This is a genomic window from Maridesulfovibrio ferrireducens, from assembly GCF_016342405.1.
In the GTDB taxonomy this organism is placed as follows: Bacteria; Desulfobacterota; Desulfovibrionia; order Desulfovibrionales; family Desulfovibrionaceae; genus Maridesulfovibrio; species Maridesulfovibrio ferrireducens_A.
The window spans coordinates 13,023-30,911 of record NZ_JAEINN010000012.1 but is presented as its reverse complement, the minus strand read 5'-3'; the positions used below and the strand labels follow the sequence as shown (position 1 = coordinate 30,911).

Sequence of the window (17,889 nt, the reverse complement as noted above, 5' to 3'; positions counted from 1 at the left end):
GGAGAAAGGATAAATTCCGTTGGATTTTATTGATCTGGGGATTATTCCTCATGACGAAGCTGAAAAAATACAGCTCGAAAAACTTAATCAGGTTATGCAATCCGTTGCGCCTGACACTCTCTACCTGCTGGAGCACCCGCCTGTGGTGACTCTAGGCAGGCAGGGGGGGCTGGACAATCTGTTGATAAGCGAAGAGGCTTTGCGGGGCATGGGAGCGCAACTCGTCCACACTGCCAGAGGCGGCAATATCACCTGCCACTATCCCGGCCAGTTAGTTGTCTATCCTGTTATACGCATTGAAAAAAGGCGCGGCGGTATTAAGAAGTTCTTTCATGACATGGAAGAAACTGCTATCCGTACTGCGGCCCGTTTTGATGTGATCGCGGCCCGAAGCGAAGGTCAGCCCGGAGTATGGGTCGGCGGAGGCAAACTCTGCTCTATCGGTATCGGGGTAAAAAAATGGATTACCTACCACGGACTTTCATTTAATATTTCGCGCGACATGAAACTTTTCAACGCCATCACCCTTTGCGGATTGCATGGTGCTCACCCTACATCCCTTTCAGCAGAAGCCGGCAGGGAGATTGACATCGAGGATGTTAAAAATGTCTTCAAAGAAGAATTCAGAAGAATATTTACGGATTCCACCGTGGCTTAGAGTTAAGCTTCCCGCTGGCAAAACTTTCAATGATACAGCAAAATTGCTTGCGGATTTAAATCTGAACACAGTTTGTCAGACCGCAAAATGCCCCAACACATGGGACTGCTTTTCACGCAACGTCGCCACTTTTTTAATTATGGGATTCGTCTGCACACGCAACTGTGCATTCTGCAATATCACTTCCGGCAAAATAGATCCGCTCGACAGCGACGAACCACGCCGCGTATCCGAAGCAGTCTCACGCCTGAAACTTAAATATACAGTCATAACCTCTGTCACCAGAGACGACCTGCCGGACGGCGGAGCCGCACACTACGCGGAAACAATCACCCGCATCCGCACCGATCATCCAGAGTGCGCTATCGAAGTTCTCATCCCTGATTTTCAGGGAGATCTGCCCGCATTGAAAACGGTTCTTGAAGCTAAACCGAATGTACTCAATCACAATGTTGAAACTTCACCGGACCTCTATTCCGAAATCAGGCCGGAAGCTGACTATGAACAAAGCCTTGAACTGCTTGAACGGGTAAAGAAATACGGCAACGGAATCCCCGCAAAATCTGGCTTAATGGTGGGATTGGGTGAAACGGACGAACAGGTCTATAGAGTCATTAATGATCTGGCGGCAATAAACTGCGACATCGTCACAATCGGACAATACATGCGCCCGTCAAAAGAACATCCAACTGTAAAAAGATACGTTGAACCGCACGTTTTCGACGAATACGCCGAGTACGGAAAATCACTGGGCATAAAACATATGTTCTGTGCGCCATTAGTTCGCAGCAGTTTCCATGCGGCTGAATCGTTTGGGGAATTGTAAAATATAAATTCTACTTAAGCTTCCGCGTAAAATCACGAATCGTAAGTTCAATTGTAGGAATGCCGTTAAATTTGTCAATTTTGGGGGAGAATGCGAAACGCATTTTTTTACCGATGAGTTCGGAACCCAGCTTTTCGGCCAGACGCCATGCTTTCGCGGGCATTCTGCGGGTTTTATTGATATCGGAAATGGTAAGCTTTACGTGTTCTTTACCCATAGGCCTGCGTTCTAATATTTCGACAGGCGGCGTTGTGAAAACCGGTTCAGGGTTCCCCATACCGAAAGGCTGCATCAGCTCAAGCTCTTTGAGCAGGACATAATCGATATTTTCCAGCGGTAATTCTTTATCAACTTTCAAAGTAGGCTTAAGCGGTTCAGTACCCACAACTTTTATTACGGCGGTATCAAATCTTTCTCTGAGTGCTTTAAAATTAGCAGAAGGAAAAGACATACCTGCGGCAAGTTTATGACCGCCGAAATTTGTAAACAATTCCGACATTCCAGTCAGCGCTTCGTGAATATGAAATTCGCGGATAGAACGAGCGGACCCTTTGATAACACCTTCGTCTTCACAAAGCATGATGGTCGGGCGATAATATTTTTCTACAACGCGTGACGCAACAATCCCGATAATGCCCGGATGCCAGTCCGGCGAAAACAATACCAAACCAGCCCTGTTATGCGGCGGCCTTGATTGCTCTTCGGCCTGTGCCAGAGCTTCTTTAAGGATGCGGTCCTCTTCTGCGCGACGCTCAGAATTAAGCGTATCCAATTCCTTCGCAATGGGACGAGCTGTTTCCATATCTGCGGCAAGCAAAAGATCGAGAGCCTTGTCAGGATCACCCATTCTACCGGAAGCATTTATCCGCGGAGCAAGTCCGAATCCAACCTGTCCGGCACCGATTGCGGCAAACATATCATAGCCGCTGACGACTTTAAGAGCGGCCAGACCGGGACGTTTAGCCTCTTTCAAAAGAAGCAATCCATTCTTCACCAGAATGCGGTTATGTCCTTGCAATTCAACAACATCGGCAATGGTTCCGAGAGCAACAAAATCAAGATACTGCCTGAGATCAACAGGATCTCCGGGAAGAAGTCTGTTCATCTGCGCCATGAGCATAAAGGCCACGCCGACACCTGCCAAAGCATCGCAGGGGCAGTCATACGTTTTACCGTTCATAGACGTTATGCGTGGGTTGCATATAGCGGCGGCAGGAGGCAACTCATCACTTGGCAAATGATGATCGGAAACAACTACAGTCATCCCCATTTCATTGGCAGCGGCGATCTCGGCATTATTTGTTATGCCGCAGTCGACGGTCAAAAGAAGATTTATACCCTCATCGCTAAGCTTTTTAAGATGAGGAATATTAAGCCCGTATCCTTCTTCGATACGATTCGGAAGATGATGAGCGCATTCAAAACCGCGGGATTCAAGAAAAGATTTCACCAAAGCCGTGGAGGTTATGCCATCAACATCATAATCACCCCATACAGCAAACTTTTTACCCTGTGTAAGCCCTTCAACCAGCACTTTCGCGGCTTCTTCAGTACCGGGAACTTCCGTAGGCTTGCATAGATTCCTCAACCCGGGAGACAGAAAAAAATCCATCTCATTACGAGTCTTAAAACCTCTGTGCCATAAAATTTCAGCTAAAAGGTCAGTAATTCCCAACTCTGCCGCTAATACAGATAAAGACGAAGGTACTTCCTCTTCGCTTCTCAGCTTCCAAATGGATGGCAAATCTAACTCCGTTATGCTTTATGAAAAAGGTCGTTCAGGTGCGGCTGTTTGTTGCGGTTAAATGTTAAAATTAAAATCCGGGGCTGGACTTTTTTTATTCTTTATCTTTTGAGGAGCAACACATTCAGAATCAGCAACTCTGTCACCCCCGTAACCAATTTCACGCATATACTCGAGAAAAAGTCCGGCCTCTTCGTGATCAGAATTAATATCAAGGCTTTTATTGACGTATTTCAAGCAATCCTCAACCTCACCGTTTTCGAAATATGCACGGGCTATATTAAGGTACAGATTTTCATCTCTTTTACAAATACTCTCAGCCTTGTGATAATATTCCAAGGCCTGATCAATCATGCAGTTTTTACGCAAACTGATACCGAATTCATTGAACAGATGCTTATGTCTAGGCTCAAAAATAGCTTCCAGTACCACCAGCCGCCTGAAAATATCATCAGCTCTACCGGTTTCACCGCGATCAAGATATGTCAGCCCCAGACCAAAGTTTGCTCTGACATTATCTTCATCAACTGCAATCGCAGAATTAAATTCATACTCCGCACTGTAATTCTCTGAGCGATCGCGATGCTTCTCTCCGCGCTTAATTGTGGCATCAAGATTTCTAATACGCGGAAGAACGACCTCAACGTAATATTCAGGTTCCGGCTCAAAATTATCAAGAAATTCTTCCTTGGCAACAGTATTCTTCGGTCCGGAAGGAACGTCATGACTATTTAACGGCTGAACCTCAACAATTTCATTTTTAAGTTCTTCTACAAACCAATAAGTTTTTTGAAAGGTCTGTTTGGTCGTGGCCCCTGCTCCGACTTTAGATTCTGTCAGAGTTGAAAAAACACCATGAAGCTTAGTCCGTTGTCCTGTAGACATTTTACCTTACGGCCTCCGGCTAAGAATTCATTTCAGCAATTATACTACGAGCAGCTTCCGCCGGATCATCCGCGCCGGTGATGGGTCTTCCGACAACTAGAAAGTTTGAACCTCTGCTGACAGCCTGCGCCGGAGTAACAACTCTGCGCTGATCATCAGAAACTGATGCGGGCCTGATACCCGGAGTCAGACATAAGAAATCGCTACCGCATTTTTCTTTAACGGATTCCACTTCAAGCCCGGAACAGACCACTCCGTCCAGTCCTGCCTGAGAAGACGCAAGCGCCAGATCAAGCACAGCGTCGCCAAGTCCGTTCGGAACAGCAAAAGGAAGATCTTCTTCGCTCATACTTGTGAGTACAGTAATAGCCATCAGTAAAGGACCAGCACCGCCAATCGCAGCTTCAGCTCTACCTTCACGGGCAGCAATAGCCATACGCTCTCCGCCCATAGCATGCAGACTGAGCATATCAGCTCCCGCCAGCGTGGCGGAACGCACAGCACCTTTTACGGTATTGGGGATATCAAAAAATTTGAGATCGATAAAAACTTTAAATCCCATATCCTTAAACGTGGATATAATCTGAGGCCCTTCCGCACAAAAAAGTTCAAGACCGACTTTTACCCAGGGAGCAACTCCGCGGACTTTTTCGGCCATGGCAATGGCGGATTTCGCATCTTTAAAATCTAGGGCGACAACTAATTCAGACATACTACTCCCAAGTGCTTAATATACTTTCAAGAAGTCCCGGATTGGTACAGGGACGATTTTTCCCGGCAAGGTAAATTGACCTCAATTCAGAATAAGCCTTGTCAAGATCATCATTGACGATCCAGTACTCAAACTGAGGGGCTGAGGCCATTTCACTCATTGCATTTCTTAATCTGCGTCCGATAACTTCAGCAGAATCTGTGTTCCGCCCTTCAAGACGGGCCTTCAATTCCGAATAGGACGGAGGCATCAAAAAGACAAATATTCCATCCGGCATCGTTTCCATGAGCTGCATAGCTCCCTGAAAATCGATATCAAAAAGAATATCCATCCCTTTAAATAACATCTTCTCGACAGGCTTTTTCGGAGTTCCGTAAAAATTACCGTGGACTTCTGCCCATTCCGCAAATTCACCAGCATCTCGTTTTGCCTTGAATTCATCAACGGATAAGAAATAATACTCTCTGCCGTGCGCTTCCCCTTGTCTAGGTTCACGAGTTGTGCACGAAATAGAAAATCCCACTTCGGAGAATTCACCGCGAAGACTTTTTACAAGAGTACTCTTACCAGTGCCGGATGGCGCGCAAAGTACCAGAACTTGACCTTTTCGTGACGGAAACCGCGTATCAGTCATTGTCAGCGTCTCCAGATGTATAACGATGTCCGATTGTTTCCGCCTGTATAGCTGACAGGATTACATGGTTGGAATCCATAACTATAATGGACCTTGTTTTACGTCCCTGAGTTGCATCGACAAGGCGGCCTTCCTGCCTTGCATCTTCACGAAGTCTACGCATCGGAGAAGATGAAGGATTAACAATGGTAATTACGCGGCTGGAAACCACGTAATTACCAAAACCTATATTGAGTAATGTCTGCTTTTGCATTTACAACCAAATTATTCGATGTTTTGAACCTGCTCACGGCATTTTTCAAGCTCAGCTTTGAATTCAACAACTACGCGGCTGACTTCGATATCCTGACATTTGTTACCGCAAGTATTAATTTCTCTGAATGTTTCCTGAAGAAGGAAATCGAGTCTTTTACCAGCATCTTTATTACTATTCAGAACTTCAAAAATACGGTCGAGGTGAGCATCAAGACGTGTGGCTTCTTCTGAAACATCAAGCTTATCAGTAAGAATCGCTACTTCCTGAATCATTCTGTCTTCAGAATACTCAGCACCAAGAGTTTCCATCATGTTAGTTACTCTTTCGATAAGAGCTACACGTCTCATTTCAAGAATTTCAGGAACTTTAGCTTTAACTGTTTCGCCATATTCTTTGAGCAGAGTAAAACGCTCTTTAAGGTCTACAACAAGGTCATCGCCTTCAGCCTGTCTAGACTCACGCCAGTTAGCAAGAGCGCCTTCAAGACCGGCTGTAATTGATGCTGCAAGTTTAGGATCAGGCTCGCTTGAAGCGTCTCTCCACAAGGAAGATAAGCCGAAAAGCCTATTGTAATCCGGAGTAAAATCTACACCATCAGCAGTTGCCATATCGCGAACCTGTGTGATCATAGCTTCGGCCTGAAGCTTATTCAGACCAATTCCTAATAGTTCTGCGCTGAAAACTTCAAGGTTCAAAGAAATATCAACCCTACCGCGAGATCCATATTTTCTGACCAGTTTTTCCCAGCGGGATTCATATCCGCGAAGGAAACCGGGCAATCTCCATTTAAGATCAAGGTAACGTGAATTTACGCTGCGGATTTCCCAGCAATGGCTCCATTTATCTTCAGTACTCTCAAAACGTCCGAATCCAGTCATGCTAACAGGCATTGAGCCTCCTTTCTTTTAAAATATAATTTAAGCAGCATACGCTTGCGCTGCTTATCAATTTTATACTGACAATTTTATAGTAACAAATTTACTCTAACATTCCGGCTCTAAAATACGAACCAACAACTTATCTTTCAAAATCTTTATAGGAACAACTTTCACGAGTTCACGCGGTACGGCTCCTTCAAAACCATTTTCCAACTCACATGTCGAATAAAACTCACAAATACCTTTATTTTTATCCTGAAAAAGGACTTTCAATGAATTCAACCCTAAAATTTTATTCAAAAACTCAGCTTTCTTTTCTTCAACAAGTTCACGAAGTTTTGCCCCGCGCTCTTTTTTTATAAAACCGGAAAGTTGTCCTTTCATTTTCGCAGCAACAGTTCCCGGCCTGACTGAATACGGAAAAACATGCGCATAAGATAGAGGAAGCTTTTGGCAGAATTCAAAAGTATTATTAAACTCTTCCTCTGTTTCTCCAGGAAAAGCGGTCAAAATATCAGCTCCAAGACCGAAAACAGGCCATATCTTGGTTAACTCTTCAACAAAAGTAAGAGCATCCTGCGGCTTATAATGCCCTCTACCCATTCTTTTCAACACTGAATAATCACCACTCTGCAAAGATAAATGCAGTTGCGGGCATATTAATTTAGAGGATGAAAAAACTTCAAACGCACGATCTTTGAGCTGGCCCGGTTCAAGTGAACTGATACGTAGTCTTGCCCTGCCACCCCACTCTGAACCGAATTCCTTTTCAATCCGCTCCATGAGATCCCAGAAATCAGGACGATCTTTAAATTCACGCCCATAATGACTGAGATTAATACCGCTGATTACCATTTCTCTGAATCCGGCATCCAGCAGTCTTTGAATTTCACTCAGAATATCTTCAATCTTCCTGCTGACACTAGGCCCGCGGGTGATTGGTACTATACAATATGTACAGCGATGCGAACACCCGTCCTGCACTTTGACTACAGCTCTTGCTCTTTGATAATCTTTAATTTCAAAAGGCTGAAAAATTGTCACCCCATCTGAATTTTCAACTTTTTCTTCAGAGTCATGAAGTTTATCAAGCTTTAAAAGATCCGCCTTGTGATCTTGCGGAATAACTTCACTGACACCGGGAAGCTCTGCTAATTCTCCGGCAAAAACCTGTGCGGCACATCCGGTGATAATAATATCAGCTTCGGGATTCCGGCGGTTGATGCTGCGAACGAGTTGACGCAAATCGCGTAAAGCTGATGCGGTTACAGCACACGAATTAATCACGACCTCATGAGCTTCCACGTCATTGGCAGCCTGCTCAAATCCCATCTGCTCCCAGCGCTGACGGATTGATTCGCTTTCATATTGATTGATTTTACAACCGAGGGTGGTAATCCAAAATTTTTTCATATTTCTGTCCGATTCATATTGCTCATATATCATGGAGCTACAAGATATTAAACTCTTAACTTTTCGTTTTTAAACCGACCCCTTACCACTATGACCATGCCGTTTATTACCTTTTTTAGCACGTCCGGGCTTGCTGCGTTCTTTTTTCTTCACAACCTCAGGTAAAACAGGTTCAGGTTTGGAACCCTTGTAATCAAAATTGTCTAAATGATGTACCGAAAGGCGGCCCTCAACTAATTTTCCTATCTCCACAACCTGAGCTATATCTTCATCAGCGGCAAAAAGAAATGCTACACCTTTTTTACCGTCAATCCCAGTCTTTTCCATACGATGTCTATATATTTCAAAGGTATCCGGCATGTCATAATTAATGACATGCGTAATTGAAGAACACTCGAGACTGCTGGCCGCTAAATCAGTAGCGACCATAATATTAAATTCCCCGCTCTTAAATCCGTCTAAAACTACTTTCCGTTTACTTTGAGACAAATCGCCATGAAGTGACGCTGCATTATACCCTGCTTTTACAAGTCTTGCGGCAAGTCGTTCCGCCCAGCGTCTGGTTCTGACAAAAACCAGAACACTTTCAAACTCTATATCTTCAAGCAAAGCTTTCAAAAATTCCTGCTTAAGATGAATCGGAACAGGGCAGCAGATATGCTTTACGGTTTCAACAGGTGCAGTATTCGCGATTTGAAATATTTTAGGATCATGCAAAATCTCTGCGGAGAGGGTGCTCACGCTTGAAGGCAGAGTAGCGGAAAACATTAAATTCTGTCGTTTCAACGGTAGCTTAGCGAGAATAGACTTAATTTCAACTGAAAAATCCATCGTCAGTTGAGTGTCAGCTTCATCAACAACAAGAGTATCAACATAGGATAAATCAACTTCGGCGCGATTAATCAGCTCCAGAAGTCTGTCAGGAGTGGCGACAAGCACTGTCACGCGGGAAATTTCTTTCAGCTTAATCTGTATGCCGGATTCAGCATCACCATCGCCAAAAACAGCACTGCAACGTATTCCTGTCTGTTTACCAAGCGAAATAAATTTTTCGTGAATTTTTAAAACCTGTTCACGGGCAGGAGCCAGCACCAAAACACGTATAGGTCCACGAGTCGGGGCCTCAGCCGTTATTAAACGCTGAAGAATGGGCAACACAAAAGCAGAGGTTTTTCCGGTGCCTGACTGGGTTAACCCAAAGACATCGCAACCCTCCAAAACAGCGGGGATAGCCTTTACTTGAACAGACGTCGGAGCGCTGTAACCGGTCGCACGAATGCCGGAAGCTATGCGGGAGTCAAAGCAAAACGATTCGAAATTCAAGAAATTCTCCGTTGTCACATAAAAATTTACTGCTCACCCTTCAATATATAAAACAGCTATACGCCTGTCACGCGAGCGCGCGGAATATCATATATTTATTACGCACTGTAAAGCTAAATGAACCGACAAACAAACATAAAAAATCTCCTCCCACATATCGTAAAATATGCTGGAGGAGATTCTAAAATTTCTTAATAATTTGGAATTATTACCATCTACGGGAAAGACGCTCTCGAGCCCATTCAGACATATACGGCAGCAGTTCATCTCCAAGCTGATGGAGCGGAACAATATTTCCTTCTATAATAATCCCCTGCGGGAGAAGATGCATATCATGATATTCTTTCGGCCCTAGAAAAGCTGTGTTTTTCGCAAGAAGTACAGATACATTCATTTCCTTACAAAAAGCGATCAACCCTTCCGGGAAAAATCCTGCATCTTTAATGTTGTTGCCGACAGTCCTAAAAAGAGTGCGGCATATAGCTACAAAGTGATCACGCCGAAGTGGCTGGTGCATGGCGGCAACAGTTTCATTTGAGACAAATGTGACCTGCTTATCCATTAACGGCTCATAATTACGGCTTTCTCTGGCATCGCCAAGAATAATTTCAGCAATTCCCAGTTCTTTGAAAATTTTATAGCTCTGCAACCCGACCATCTTATCATATTCTATTCCGTAAAGATGAATCTTTTCGAAACCCAGTCTTCGGGCATGGATATATTGTGCAAGAAGCAAAATTCCAGTCCCGGTGCCGATATCCAGACCGACATATTCATCTAAATCCATAAGATTCGGAGAAATTTTATGTGTGATAATGGAACGGATAATATGGCTTGTTTTAGGAATATCAGCGAGCATTCGGAGAGAAAATGACCACTGACGCAGATAATTCATCAATTCAATATCATCATCAGGCTCGTTAAGACTGCGATGACGGCTGAACATTTCACATAGCTCACTGACTTTTTCCAGCGGAACAACTTCATCAAAACAGCCCTTATGGACATAACAATAGAAAAATTTAAGAACCATTCCCATAATCATGGGATCTGTAATTACAACAGAGGGTTTACTCATCTCGTTAACATCTTTCAACAAGGAACTATCAGTATAAAAGGAAGGATTGATGACCATATCCTGTATGAATTTATGCGAATAACTAACTTTTTCAACGTCCACGGCGGTCTGTTCCTGCATCTCCATTCTCCCCTTACAATCATCAAAATGTTAATCAGACAGGCATCCTTTGCCTTGCCCACTCACATAATGCACAGATCGTACCCAATTATTTAAAGATCTCCCTTCAAACCAGCTTATCTATCTTTTAATAATGTATTTAAACATGTTAAGTGTAATGATATTTTTTAAATTGCATAAAAAAAGCCGTTTTCAATTTTGAAAACGGCTTTAATGGGAAATAAATTCACACTGACAACAGGACTATTTTTCTTAGGAAAAATATGTACTGTTTTTATTTTAGAACTTCCGAAAAGCTCCTCCGGAAGGATATCTGCGTCTTATAGATTCCACTACATCAATATGTGCTTTAAACGGATTGAGCGGCTCCGGAACTGTGGAAAGAGGTTCAAGATCATGCTGCGGAAATCTTTCTATATGAAGATTATAGCCGCGAATCATCAAGTTCTCAAGATTAACACTATCCAGAACATTATATGCCAGCAAAGTTTCAAGCGCTTTCTCGTTACCTGACATTTCGTATTCATTCCATAAAAGAACAGCAAAATATCCGTCCAGACCTTCTGCGTCACCGCGATCCATACCGAAATAATGTTCAATTCCTTTAAGTCCGCCGGTAATTCCGAGCGACCTGAAAACAAACCGTAAATCAATATGAGCGGCTTTGACCTTGATACCGAAATATTTCTCGATAAAAGGCACATCAAAACATTTACCGTTAAAACTGACTATCATCTGATACTTGGCTATTTCTTCTTCAAACTCATGAAGATTACGCCCCTGCACGTAAGTTTTAACCTCACGCCCGTTCCAGAGAGCTATAGTCGTAATATCGCAGCAATGAGCATCCGTTCCGGTCGTTTCTATATCTATATAAGCTATGTTCTTGCGAAAATGAGGATAAAGACGCCATTGATCGGAGGCCGGAAGTCTATCCGCAAACCATATGGGATCACATTCTTTAAGTCTTTTCAGAGATTCACCGCACCCTATTTCCAGCTCATTCACCTTCGCAGGTGAAAACGGAATATCAGTTCCTTCCAGAATATCATTCCAGTGACTGACTCCGGATTCCCAGATTTTAGCCTCAGTGGTGTTTCCTATTCCCTTAAGATGACAAAAAGTCCTTTCGAGCATTTCACAAACCCTGCATTAAGCAATGTTTTCGCATGTATCAGATCGGGCAAAAATAATTTAGCGTTAATTTTAATATTACACCCGCATTAATAACCATTCGTTAAGGCGGTGAATAGCCGTAATAACCATGATAGTCCAGTAACAAACCAACATTGACAACTTGCACTCCCGCCACCTACATAAGTAAATGATGAGAATAAAATTTTTAGCAATATAATATTCACTACAGGATATTACCGATGGAAAAAATAAGCCTTCAATTCTTTTTAGATAAAATAGACTCAGCAATAGCTGTTCCGGCTATGAAAATTTTTAAGGCACTGCCGCCGGAATCTATGCCTATAATACTCACCACGGCCGGAGCTATAGGTTTTCTAGCCGCACTGATTGCTTATCTTATGCTCCGCTCTTCTTCCCGGAAACGAGACGGAGGATCAAACTACAAAAAAAATCTGATATCAGATTTCAAAGATAACGGCATAATTCTGGATCTTGCTAATTCTGAATCACATGAAAATGTTCTCGCCCGCGCGGTAATTACGGACATAAAAGAAGACCGCATAAATCTCGAAATCGTTGACGAGATGGGATTATCGCAACAATCGGAGTTTGGACAAATATTGATGATGTTCCCGCCTGAAAAAACAGAAACAGGCTCAGTTAACAACTTCAAAACAACAATAATTTCTCTTGAATGTAAAAAGGAAGGATGCAGCAGATTGAGTGCAAGTCTTCCCCGCTCTTTTTCAAGCATCATACGCCGCCGTCATAAACGTAAAAGAGTTATCGATCAGCAGTTCATAAGGGTTAAAATCTGGCTCGGAAAACCTGATACTGATGACGCTTCTTTTGCCGACTCCATCCCTGACTTGGCGGTTAACTCATATGATCCAAGGTCAGGCGGACATGAAGATAATGAAGTTATCAACATTTCAAACGGAGGCTTAGCAGTCAGCACTCCTCTTATTTTAAGCGAAAATAAATTTGATACAGATACAGATGTGCTCATTAATATTTTTATGTTCAACTTCCGTCAAAAAATATTCAAGCCTTACTGGTATGCTGGTAAAATACGTACAGTTGAAAACATCGACAGAAAGTCATGCAGACTTGGTGTAGGATTCACCATGAGCGGGACCATTCGCGATGAAAATGAGCAATTTATTGATTGGACTGAAATTTAATCAAGTGAATTAAAGGATAAAACCCCGACCGGAATATAATTCCTGCCGGGGCTAATCATGTCGTACCGTCATTTAACGCAATAGGATAAGGCTGAAAACAGGTCTGCGAAATTACCCGACCTTATGAATATAACGGTTTTTCATAATGGGAGTACCTTTAGCGACACCAAGATACCCCTTAAACCGAACACTTTCCTTTTTGGCCTGCCCGAGATCCGCTTTAACCGAAGCGTGTAACTTCTTAGCTTCCGTTGTCAGCTGCCCCTGAAGAGATTTGAGCTTTTCAAGTTTACTCAAAATATCATCAAGGCTTACGCTTGCTTTAGTTTCAAGGGCCTGAGTGGTATATAATCCCCGTTGTTCCGCAGCCTGAAAAGCTTCTTCAACTTCTCCGGCAACCAGAAACTTAAGTTCCTTATGTCCAAGGTCTAAAGCCTGATCCAAAAGATTTAATGTGTCAGCCATGATATTTACCTCTTAGCTGCCTCTCTGATATCTTCACGAATTGCGGAAATAACATTCTTCCACTTTTCAACTGAAGGCAGAAATTCATATTCAAGTAAATCTGCAAGTAAAATCCAATCTTCATTTTCAAGCACTTCAGTCATTTCAGTGAAAAGACTGGAAAATTCTTCCAACACTACGCCGAAGCCGTTGCTGTCTTTGAGGGAAAATTGATCCCTGAGGCTGCCTAGCATGCCGAGGAAGTCTCTAGTTACATCAAGAAGATCCTGATATAGTTCAAGTGCTTCGGCATCATCTGCCTGTCTGAAAAGCTCTGCAACCTGCTTGCCTCCGCCTGCCATAATGTTAACAACTTTGTAAAGTTCAAGAGTAATGCTGCTTGCCATTTCAACGGTTGTAGCACTCTTGATTTCAAGACTTTCAATCTCTGAAGTTTCGATATCTTCAGACTGATTGGGATAAATTTCGCTGAAAGGTTCTTCATTTACGAAAACATCAGTTACGATGCGTCCGTCAAGAAATCCATTTTCGAGTACGCTATCAAAAACCTGTTCCAGATTTTCAAAACTTCTAATGTCCATTTCCTTTTTGTGTCCATCGATGACGACCATGATTACTCTCCTTCTGAATTAGATACGTAAATTTTTCCGGTTGGTCCGGTACGCAGGAGAATATACAAGAGTTGTGCCAAGTTTATTCAAAAGAAATATGAAGCGCAGAAACAAGAGATCTGTAACGATTTAGAAGAAGCGAAAGTCCATCCATAGAATCATGCGCTCTGGACTCAAAATACCAAAGAGATGAAAGGACTGTAAGCTCGGGACTTGATGACAAAATATCCTGTATTTTCTGAAAGTTAGCTAAAAATTTAACTTTCAGACTTTCCATAGGATTGCCTTGCAGTAATTCGGATTGTTTACTCAGCAGAAAAAGAAGATCGCGGGCTTCTGAAAGCGGCTTCATAAGTCTGAGACAGAATTCTCGCGAAGGAGGCGTACTATTCAGTGACAATGCAGAAAGATCTTCCTCGTCAAGAAAACGACGGTACAACTCTCTTTGCAAGATTATCCATTTGTGACGGTCAGTTTCATCATGACCTGAAAGCGACGACAGAGTCATGAAACCAAGCTCATCCCGCCCGGTCAGATATGAACGGACACCCTTCTCAGCTGAATATTCCCAGACTCCATTCTTTATGAAGCGAGACACAGCATTAAAAACAACATCCGCGCCAACTTCATGACGGCACATATGATCATTTGGACAAACAACTCCGAACGAACAGGGGTGACAATCTGCATCAGGCTCCAGACATAGGGAATTAACTGCCGCCGGACCTGTATCCCATGGCTGGGCTGTTGCCAGAAAAATTGCCGCTACGGGAGTTCCTGCGCCGGCGGCAAGGTGCATTGTCCCGGTATCATTTGTAATGAGTACATCAAGCTTGCCCAGCACTGCTGCAAGTTCGGGCAACCCAGTCTTTCCCATCAAATTTACTGCCGGGAAAGTGGCTCCTTCAAGAATTCTTTCTCCGAGATGCTGTTCACCTTTGGTTCCTAAAAGAACAGGAACTTTTCGTAATTCCTTCCACAGCCTGTCTCCAAGCTCTCTGAAATATTTAACAGGCCAGCGCCTGCGTTCTTCACTCGCACCGGGTTGAAACCCAACAAAACCCTCAGCGCCGGGTATCGGACCAGCAAGATATTTATCAGCCGCGGCCTTCATTTCCGAAGAAGGCTCAGCAAGCCTGAAAGGTGCAGTATTACCAAGTCCGGCAACTCTGCTGAAAAGATCAACGACATTAAAGGGACTTGCTCCCCTGTTAGTCGAGGCGACTTGCAGAAATCCTGCCCACGGAGTGGTATCTGCATTAAAACCGAAACTATCCACGGCAAAACCGCGCAATTCACGTCCCTTACCTTCTGCCCTGCTCAACCGCATTGCAAGCAGACGGGCCGGAAGTGACGGTGTTAAATTCACGATCAAATCAGGATTGATCTGTGTTTCAATTTCAGCACAAAAAGATTCGAAAATATTTAAAGATTCCCGCCAGTCACGGTCAAGAGCGGCAAGAACAGAGGCTCCGGGCATGGCAAACGTCAAAGAAACATCTCTCATAAGCTCAGTTGTTCCTGAAAAATTATCAAGACACATGATACTGGTATCATATCCGCTCTGCACAAGGCCGGAAACCACGGGTTGAGTCTGGAGCAAATCACCGAAACGAGTAAGATTTATGACAAGCGCTTTCATTAAGTGGAACTTCCTTTTTTCATCTTTTGGAGTCAATCTAACCTGATAACACCAGTATACAGCCTCGGGCAAGAGCTGCAAACTAACGTTAACGGCACCTTTTTAAGATGAACGGGCAATTCATACCGCCAAACGGTGCTGCCTTCCGCCCACGTTTTTCTACTGCCGTTTATCGAAAAGGATGTGCATCAAAGTTGAAAACTGTATATAACCAAATCATCCGGTCAGAAAAACCATTTATACAGGTTACGAACCGGATAACCCTTTTCTGCATAAACAGGCACCTTTAAAAACTCTCAGGAGGTTCGCAACATGAACGAAGAGAACAAAATCGAAAGCCTTTCGACTGAAAACAGAATTTTTAATCCTCCTACCAATGTACCCACCGCGTGTGTAAAAAGTCTTGAGGAATACAAAGCCATATATGACCGCTCCATTAATGATATGGAAGGATTCTGGGCTGAACGCGCAGACGAACTCATCACATGGGATCGCAAATGGGACAATGTACTCGAGTACGATTTCGACAAACCTGAAATTAAATGGTTTGAAGGCGGGAAACTGAACGCGTCTGCAAACTGCCTCGACCGTCATATTGAGAATGGACGCCGCAACAAAGCTGCTTTAATCTGGCAGGGTGAGCAGGACGATGAAGTTAAAGTCTACACATATGATATGCTTCATCGCGAAGTTTGCCGCTTTGCGAATGTGCTTAAAAAACTCGGAGTTGAAAAAGGCGACCGCGTATCAATTTATCTGCCCATGATTCCGGAACTGGCGATTGCTATGCTCGCCTGTACCCGTATCGGAGCACCTCACACTATCATTTTTGCAGGATTCAGCTCTAACAGCCTGCGTGACCGCATCAACGACTGCGGCGTTAAAGTTCACATCACCGGTGACGGCGTACTTCGCGGCGGCAGAGTAATTCCTTTGAAACCAAACTCTGACGAAGCCCTTAAAGAATGCCCCACTGTTGAACAATGTGTAGTTGTTCCAAGAGCAGGCAACGAAGTTGAAATGATTGAAGGAAGGGACAGAATGTGGGGAGAACTCATGTCCGACCCGGATATCAGCGACGACTGCCCTTACGAACTCATGGATGCAGAAGATCCTCTCTTCATCCTCTACACTTCCGGCAGTACAGGAAAACCAAAAGGTGTTTTCCACACAACCGGTGGTTACATGACCTACGCAGCTCATACCTGCCAATGGGTTTTCGATCTCAAAGACAATGATGTTCACTGGTGTACAGCTGATATCGGTTGGGTAACCGGCCATTCATATATTGTATACGGACCGCTCGCTCTCGGTGCTACCAGTGTCATGTTCGAATCAGTTCCCACTTATCCGGACCCAGCAAGATTCTGGCAGATCTGTGAAAAGTTCAGAGTTAATGTATTCTACACAGCTCCCACCGCTATTCGCGCATTGATGCGTGAAGGTGACAAGTGGACTGAAAAATATGATCTCTCCAGCCTGCGCATTCTGGGAACAGTCGGCGAACCGATCAACCCCGAAGCGTGGATGTGGTATCACAACCAGATCGGCGGAGCGAAACTTCCCATCGTGGACACATGGTGGCAGACTGAAACCGGTGGGCATGTTCTTTCTCCGCTGCCGTACGCAACACCGCTCAAACCTGGCTCAGCAACATTGCCACTGCCCGGTATTGATGCAGCGATTGTTGACAGACAGGGTAATGAAGTCGGCCCTAATGAAGGCGGATTCCTTATTATCAGAAAACCTTGGCCCGGAATGCTCCGCGGAGTCTGGGGTAATCAGGAAAGGTTCAAACAACAGTACTTCCAAGGCTTCCCCGGTGTATACGAATCCGGTGACGGAGCACGCAGGGATGAAGATGGATACTTCTGGATCATGGGCCGCGTAGATGACGTTATCAACGTTTCCGGTCACAGACTCGGAACCGCTGAAATCGAATCAGCGCTGGTTTCACATCCATCAGTTTCTGAAGCTGCTGTTGTCGGCATGCCGCACGAAATTAAAGGACAGTCAATTTACGCCTATGTAACTCTTAAGGCTGAATTTGATGAAGGCGAAGATATCACCAAAGAACTGCGCTTGCATGTTCGCAAGGAAATCGGACCTCTGGCAGCACCGGAAGTTATCCAGTTCTCACCATCTCTGCCTAAAACCAGAAGTGGAAAAATCATGCGCCGCATCCTTCGCAAAATTGTTGAAGGTGACACTGCAAACCTCGGCGACACTTCAACTCTCGCCGATCCATCAGTAGTTACTGCTCTTATCGAAGGTTACGACGAAATTATGAACCCGTAACAAAAAAATAAACACTCCGGATCAG

17 protein-coding genes are annotated in these 17,889 nt (G+C 44.0%); 4 read left to right on the top strand and 13 right to left on the bottom strand.

The window, feature by feature from the left end; translation table 11 throughout:
• Positions 1-19: 19 nt before the first annotated feature.
• Together lipB and lipA are read left to right on the top strand one after the other, a co-directional pair.
• A complete protein-coding gene (gene lipB / locus JEY82_RS13210) occupies positions 20-658 on the top strand; it encodes a lipoyl(octanoyl) transferase LipB (protein WP_304086165.1) in 639 nt (212 codons plus the stop codon).
• Complete coding sequence (gene lipA / locus JEY82_RS13205; RefSeq protein ID WP_304086163.1) at positions 606-1,484, top strand: lipoyl synthase; 879 nt, start codon at positions 606-608, stop codon at positions 1,482-1,484. Before lipB ends, lipA begins: the two co-directional genes overlap by 53 nt.
• A 10-nt stretch (positions 1,485-1,494) precedes the next feature.
• On the opposite strand, the gene recJ is transcribed toward lipA, so the two are convergent.
• From recJ to JEY82_RS13155, 10 genes are all read right to left on the bottom strand, one after another.
• Positions 1,495-3,228 carry a single-stranded-DNA-specific exonuclease RecJ gene (recJ, locus tag JEY82_RS13200; RefSeq protein WP_304086161.1) on the bottom strand — a complete coding sequence of 578 codons (1,734 nt, stop codon included), beginning with the start codon at positions 3,226-3,228 and terminating at the stop codon, positions 1,495-1,497.
• 57 nt (positions 3,229-3,285) lie between these two features.
• Complete coding sequence (locus tag JEY82_RS13195) at positions 3,286-4,113, bottom strand: lipopolysaccharide assembly protein LapB (RefSeq protein WP_304086159.1); 828 nt, start codon at positions 4,111-4,113, stop codon at positions 3,286-3,288.
• Positions 4,114-4,132: 19 nt separating this feature from the next.
• The gene (gene pyrF / locus JEY82_RS13190; RefSeq protein WP_304086157.1) at positions 4,133-4,825 is read right to left on the bottom strand and encodes an orotidine-5'-phosphate decarboxylase; all 693 of its coding nucleotides are present in this window, start codon (positions 4,823-4,825) and stop codon (positions 4,133-4,135) included.
• A 1-nt stretch (position 4,826) separates the two neighbouring features.
• On the bottom strand, positions 4,827-5,459 hold the full coding sequence (gmk, locus tag JEY82_RS13185) for a guanylate kinase (protein WP_304086155.1): 633 nt from the start codon (positions 5,457-5,459) through the stop codon (positions 4,827-4,829).
• A complete protein-coding gene (locus JEY82_RS13180; RefSeq protein ID WP_304086153.1) occupies positions 5,452-5,712 on the bottom strand; it encodes a DUF370 domain-containing protein in 261 nt (86 codons plus the stop codon). The genes gmk and JEY82_RS13180 overlap by 8 nt, the downstream gene beginning before the upstream one ends.
• An 11-nt stretch (positions 5,713-5,723) precedes the next feature.
• Complete coding sequence (locus tag JEY82_RS13175) at positions 5,724-6,605, bottom strand: YicC/YloC family endoribonuclease (protein WP_092162013.1); 882 nt, start codon at positions 6,603-6,605, stop codon at positions 5,724-5,726.
• 93 nt (positions 6,606-6,698) lie between these two features.
• The gene (mtaB, locus tag JEY82_RS13170) at positions 6,699-8,006 is read right to left on the bottom strand and encodes a tRNA (N(6)-L-threonylcarbamoyladenosine(37)-C(2))-methylthiotransferase MtaB (protein ID WP_304086151.1); all 1,308 of its coding nucleotides are present in this window, start codon (positions 8,004-8,006) and stop codon (positions 6,699-6,701) included.
• Between the two features lie 69 nt (positions 8,007-8,075).
• Positions 8,076-9,329 (bottom strand): DEAD/DEAH box helicase, encoded by a 1,254-nt coding sequence (locus tag JEY82_RS13165; protein ID WP_304086149.1) that lies wholly within the window; start codon positions 9,327-9,329, stop codon positions 8,076-8,078.
• Positions 9,330-9,537: 208 nt separating this feature from the next.
• Positions 9,538-10,527, bottom strand: a complete 990-nt coding sequence (locus JEY82_RS13160) for a class I SAM-dependent methyltransferase (RefSeq protein ID WP_304086147.1) — start codon at positions 10,525-10,527, stop codon at positions 9,538-9,540.
• A gap of 279 nt (positions 10,528-10,806) precedes the next feature.
• On the bottom strand, positions 10,807-11,664 hold the full coding sequence (locus JEY82_RS13155) for a ribonuclease H-like domain-containing protein (protein ID WP_304086145.1): 858 nt from the start codon (positions 11,662-11,664) through the stop codon (positions 10,807-10,809).
• Between the two features lie 239 nt (positions 11,665-11,903).
• On the opposite strand from JEY82_RS13155, the gene JEY82_RS13150 reads away from it, so the two are divergent.
• The gene (locus JEY82_RS13150; protein ID WP_304086143.1) at positions 11,904-12,848 is read left to right on the top strand and encodes a PilZ domain-containing protein; all 945 of its coding nucleotides are present in this window, start codon (positions 11,904-11,906) and stop codon (positions 12,846-12,848) included.
• A gap of 111 nt (positions 12,849-12,959) precedes the next feature.
• Here the strand turns inward: JEY82_RS13150 and JEY82_RS13145 are convergent, their stop codons facing one another.
• The 3 genes from JEY82_RS13145 to JEY82_RS13135 form a co-directional block, all read right to left on the bottom strand.
• Complete coding sequence (locus JEY82_RS13145; RefSeq protein WP_092162007.1) at positions 12,960-13,313, bottom strand: hypothetical protein; 354 nt, start codon at positions 13,311-13,313, stop codon at positions 12,960-12,962.
• 5 nt (positions 13,314-13,318) lie between these two features.
• Positions 13,319-13,924, bottom strand: coding sequence for a hypothetical protein (locus tag JEY82_RS13140; RefSeq protein ID WP_304086140.1), 606 nt, complete (start codon positions 13,922-13,924; stop codon positions 13,319-13,321).
• Positions 13,925-14,006: 82 nt separating this feature from the next.
• Positions 14,007-15,566, bottom strand: a complete 1,560-nt coding sequence (locus JEY82_RS13135) for a glycosyltransferase family 9 protein (RefSeq protein ID WP_304086138.1) — start codon at positions 15,564-15,566, stop codon at positions 14,007-14,009.
• 312 nt (positions 15,567-15,878) lie between these two features.
• On the opposite strand from JEY82_RS13135, the gene acs reads away from it, so the two are divergent.
• A complete protein-coding gene (gene acs / locus JEY82_RS13130) occupies positions 15,879-17,864 on the top strand; it encodes an acetate--CoA ligase (protein ID WP_304086136.1) in 1,986 nt (661 codons plus the stop codon).
• The last annotated feature ends 25 nt before the right edge of the window (positions 17,865-17,889 follow it).

Coding starts and splice junctions, on each gene's coding strand:
- lipA (WP_304086163.1), top strand. CDS start 606: ATGTCTTCAAAGAAGAATTCAGAAGAATATTTACGGATTCCACCGTGG.
- JEY82_RS13195 (WP_304086159.1), bottom strand. CDS start 4,113: ATGTCTACAGGACAACGGACTAAGCTTCATGGTGTTTTTTCAACTCTG.
- pyrF (WP_304086157.1), bottom strand. CDS start 4,825: ATGTCTGAATTAGTTGTCGCCCTAGATTTTAAAGATGCGAAATCCGCC.
- gmk (WP_304086155.1), bottom strand. CDS start 5,459: ATGACTGATACGCGGTTTCCGTCACGAAAAGGTCAAGTTCTGGTACTT.
- JEY82_RS13180 (WP_304086153.1), bottom strand. CDS start 5,712: ATGCAAAAGCAGACATTACTCAATATAGGTTTTGGTAATTACGTGGTT.
- JEY82_RS13175 (WP_092162013.1), bottom strand. CDS start 6,605: ATGCCTGTTAGCATGACTGGATTCGGACGTTTTGAGAGTACTGAAGAT.
- mtaB (WP_304086151.1), bottom strand. CDS start 8,006: ATGAAAAAATTTTGGATTACCACCCTCGGTTGTAAAATCAATCAATAT.
- JEY82_RS13160 (WP_304086147.1), bottom strand. CDS start 10,527: ATGCAGGAACAGACCGCCGTGGACGTTGAAAAAGTTAGTTATTCGCAT.
- JEY82_RS13155 (WP_304086145.1), bottom strand. CDS start 11,664: ATGCTCGAAAGGACTTTTTGTCATCTTAAGGGAATAGGAAACACCACT.
- JEY82_RS13150 (WP_304086143.1), top strand. CDS start 11,904: ATGGAAAAAATAAGCCTTCAATTCTTTTTAGATAAAATAGACTCAGCA.
- JEY82_RS13145 (WP_092162007.1), bottom strand. CDS start 13,313: ATGGCTGACACATTAAATCTTTTGGATCAGGCTTTAGACCTTGGACAT.
- JEY82_RS13140 (WP_304086140.1), bottom strand. CDS start 13,924: ATGGTCGTCATCGATGGACACAAAAAGGAAATGGACATTAGAAGTTTT.
- JEY82_RS13135 (WP_304086138.1), bottom strand. CDS start 15,566: ATGAAAGCGCTTGTCATAAATCTTACTCGTTTCGGTGATTTGCTCCAG.
- acs (WP_304086136.1), top strand. CDS start 15,879: ATGAACGAAGAGAACAAAATCGAAAGCCTTTCGACTGAAAACAGAATT.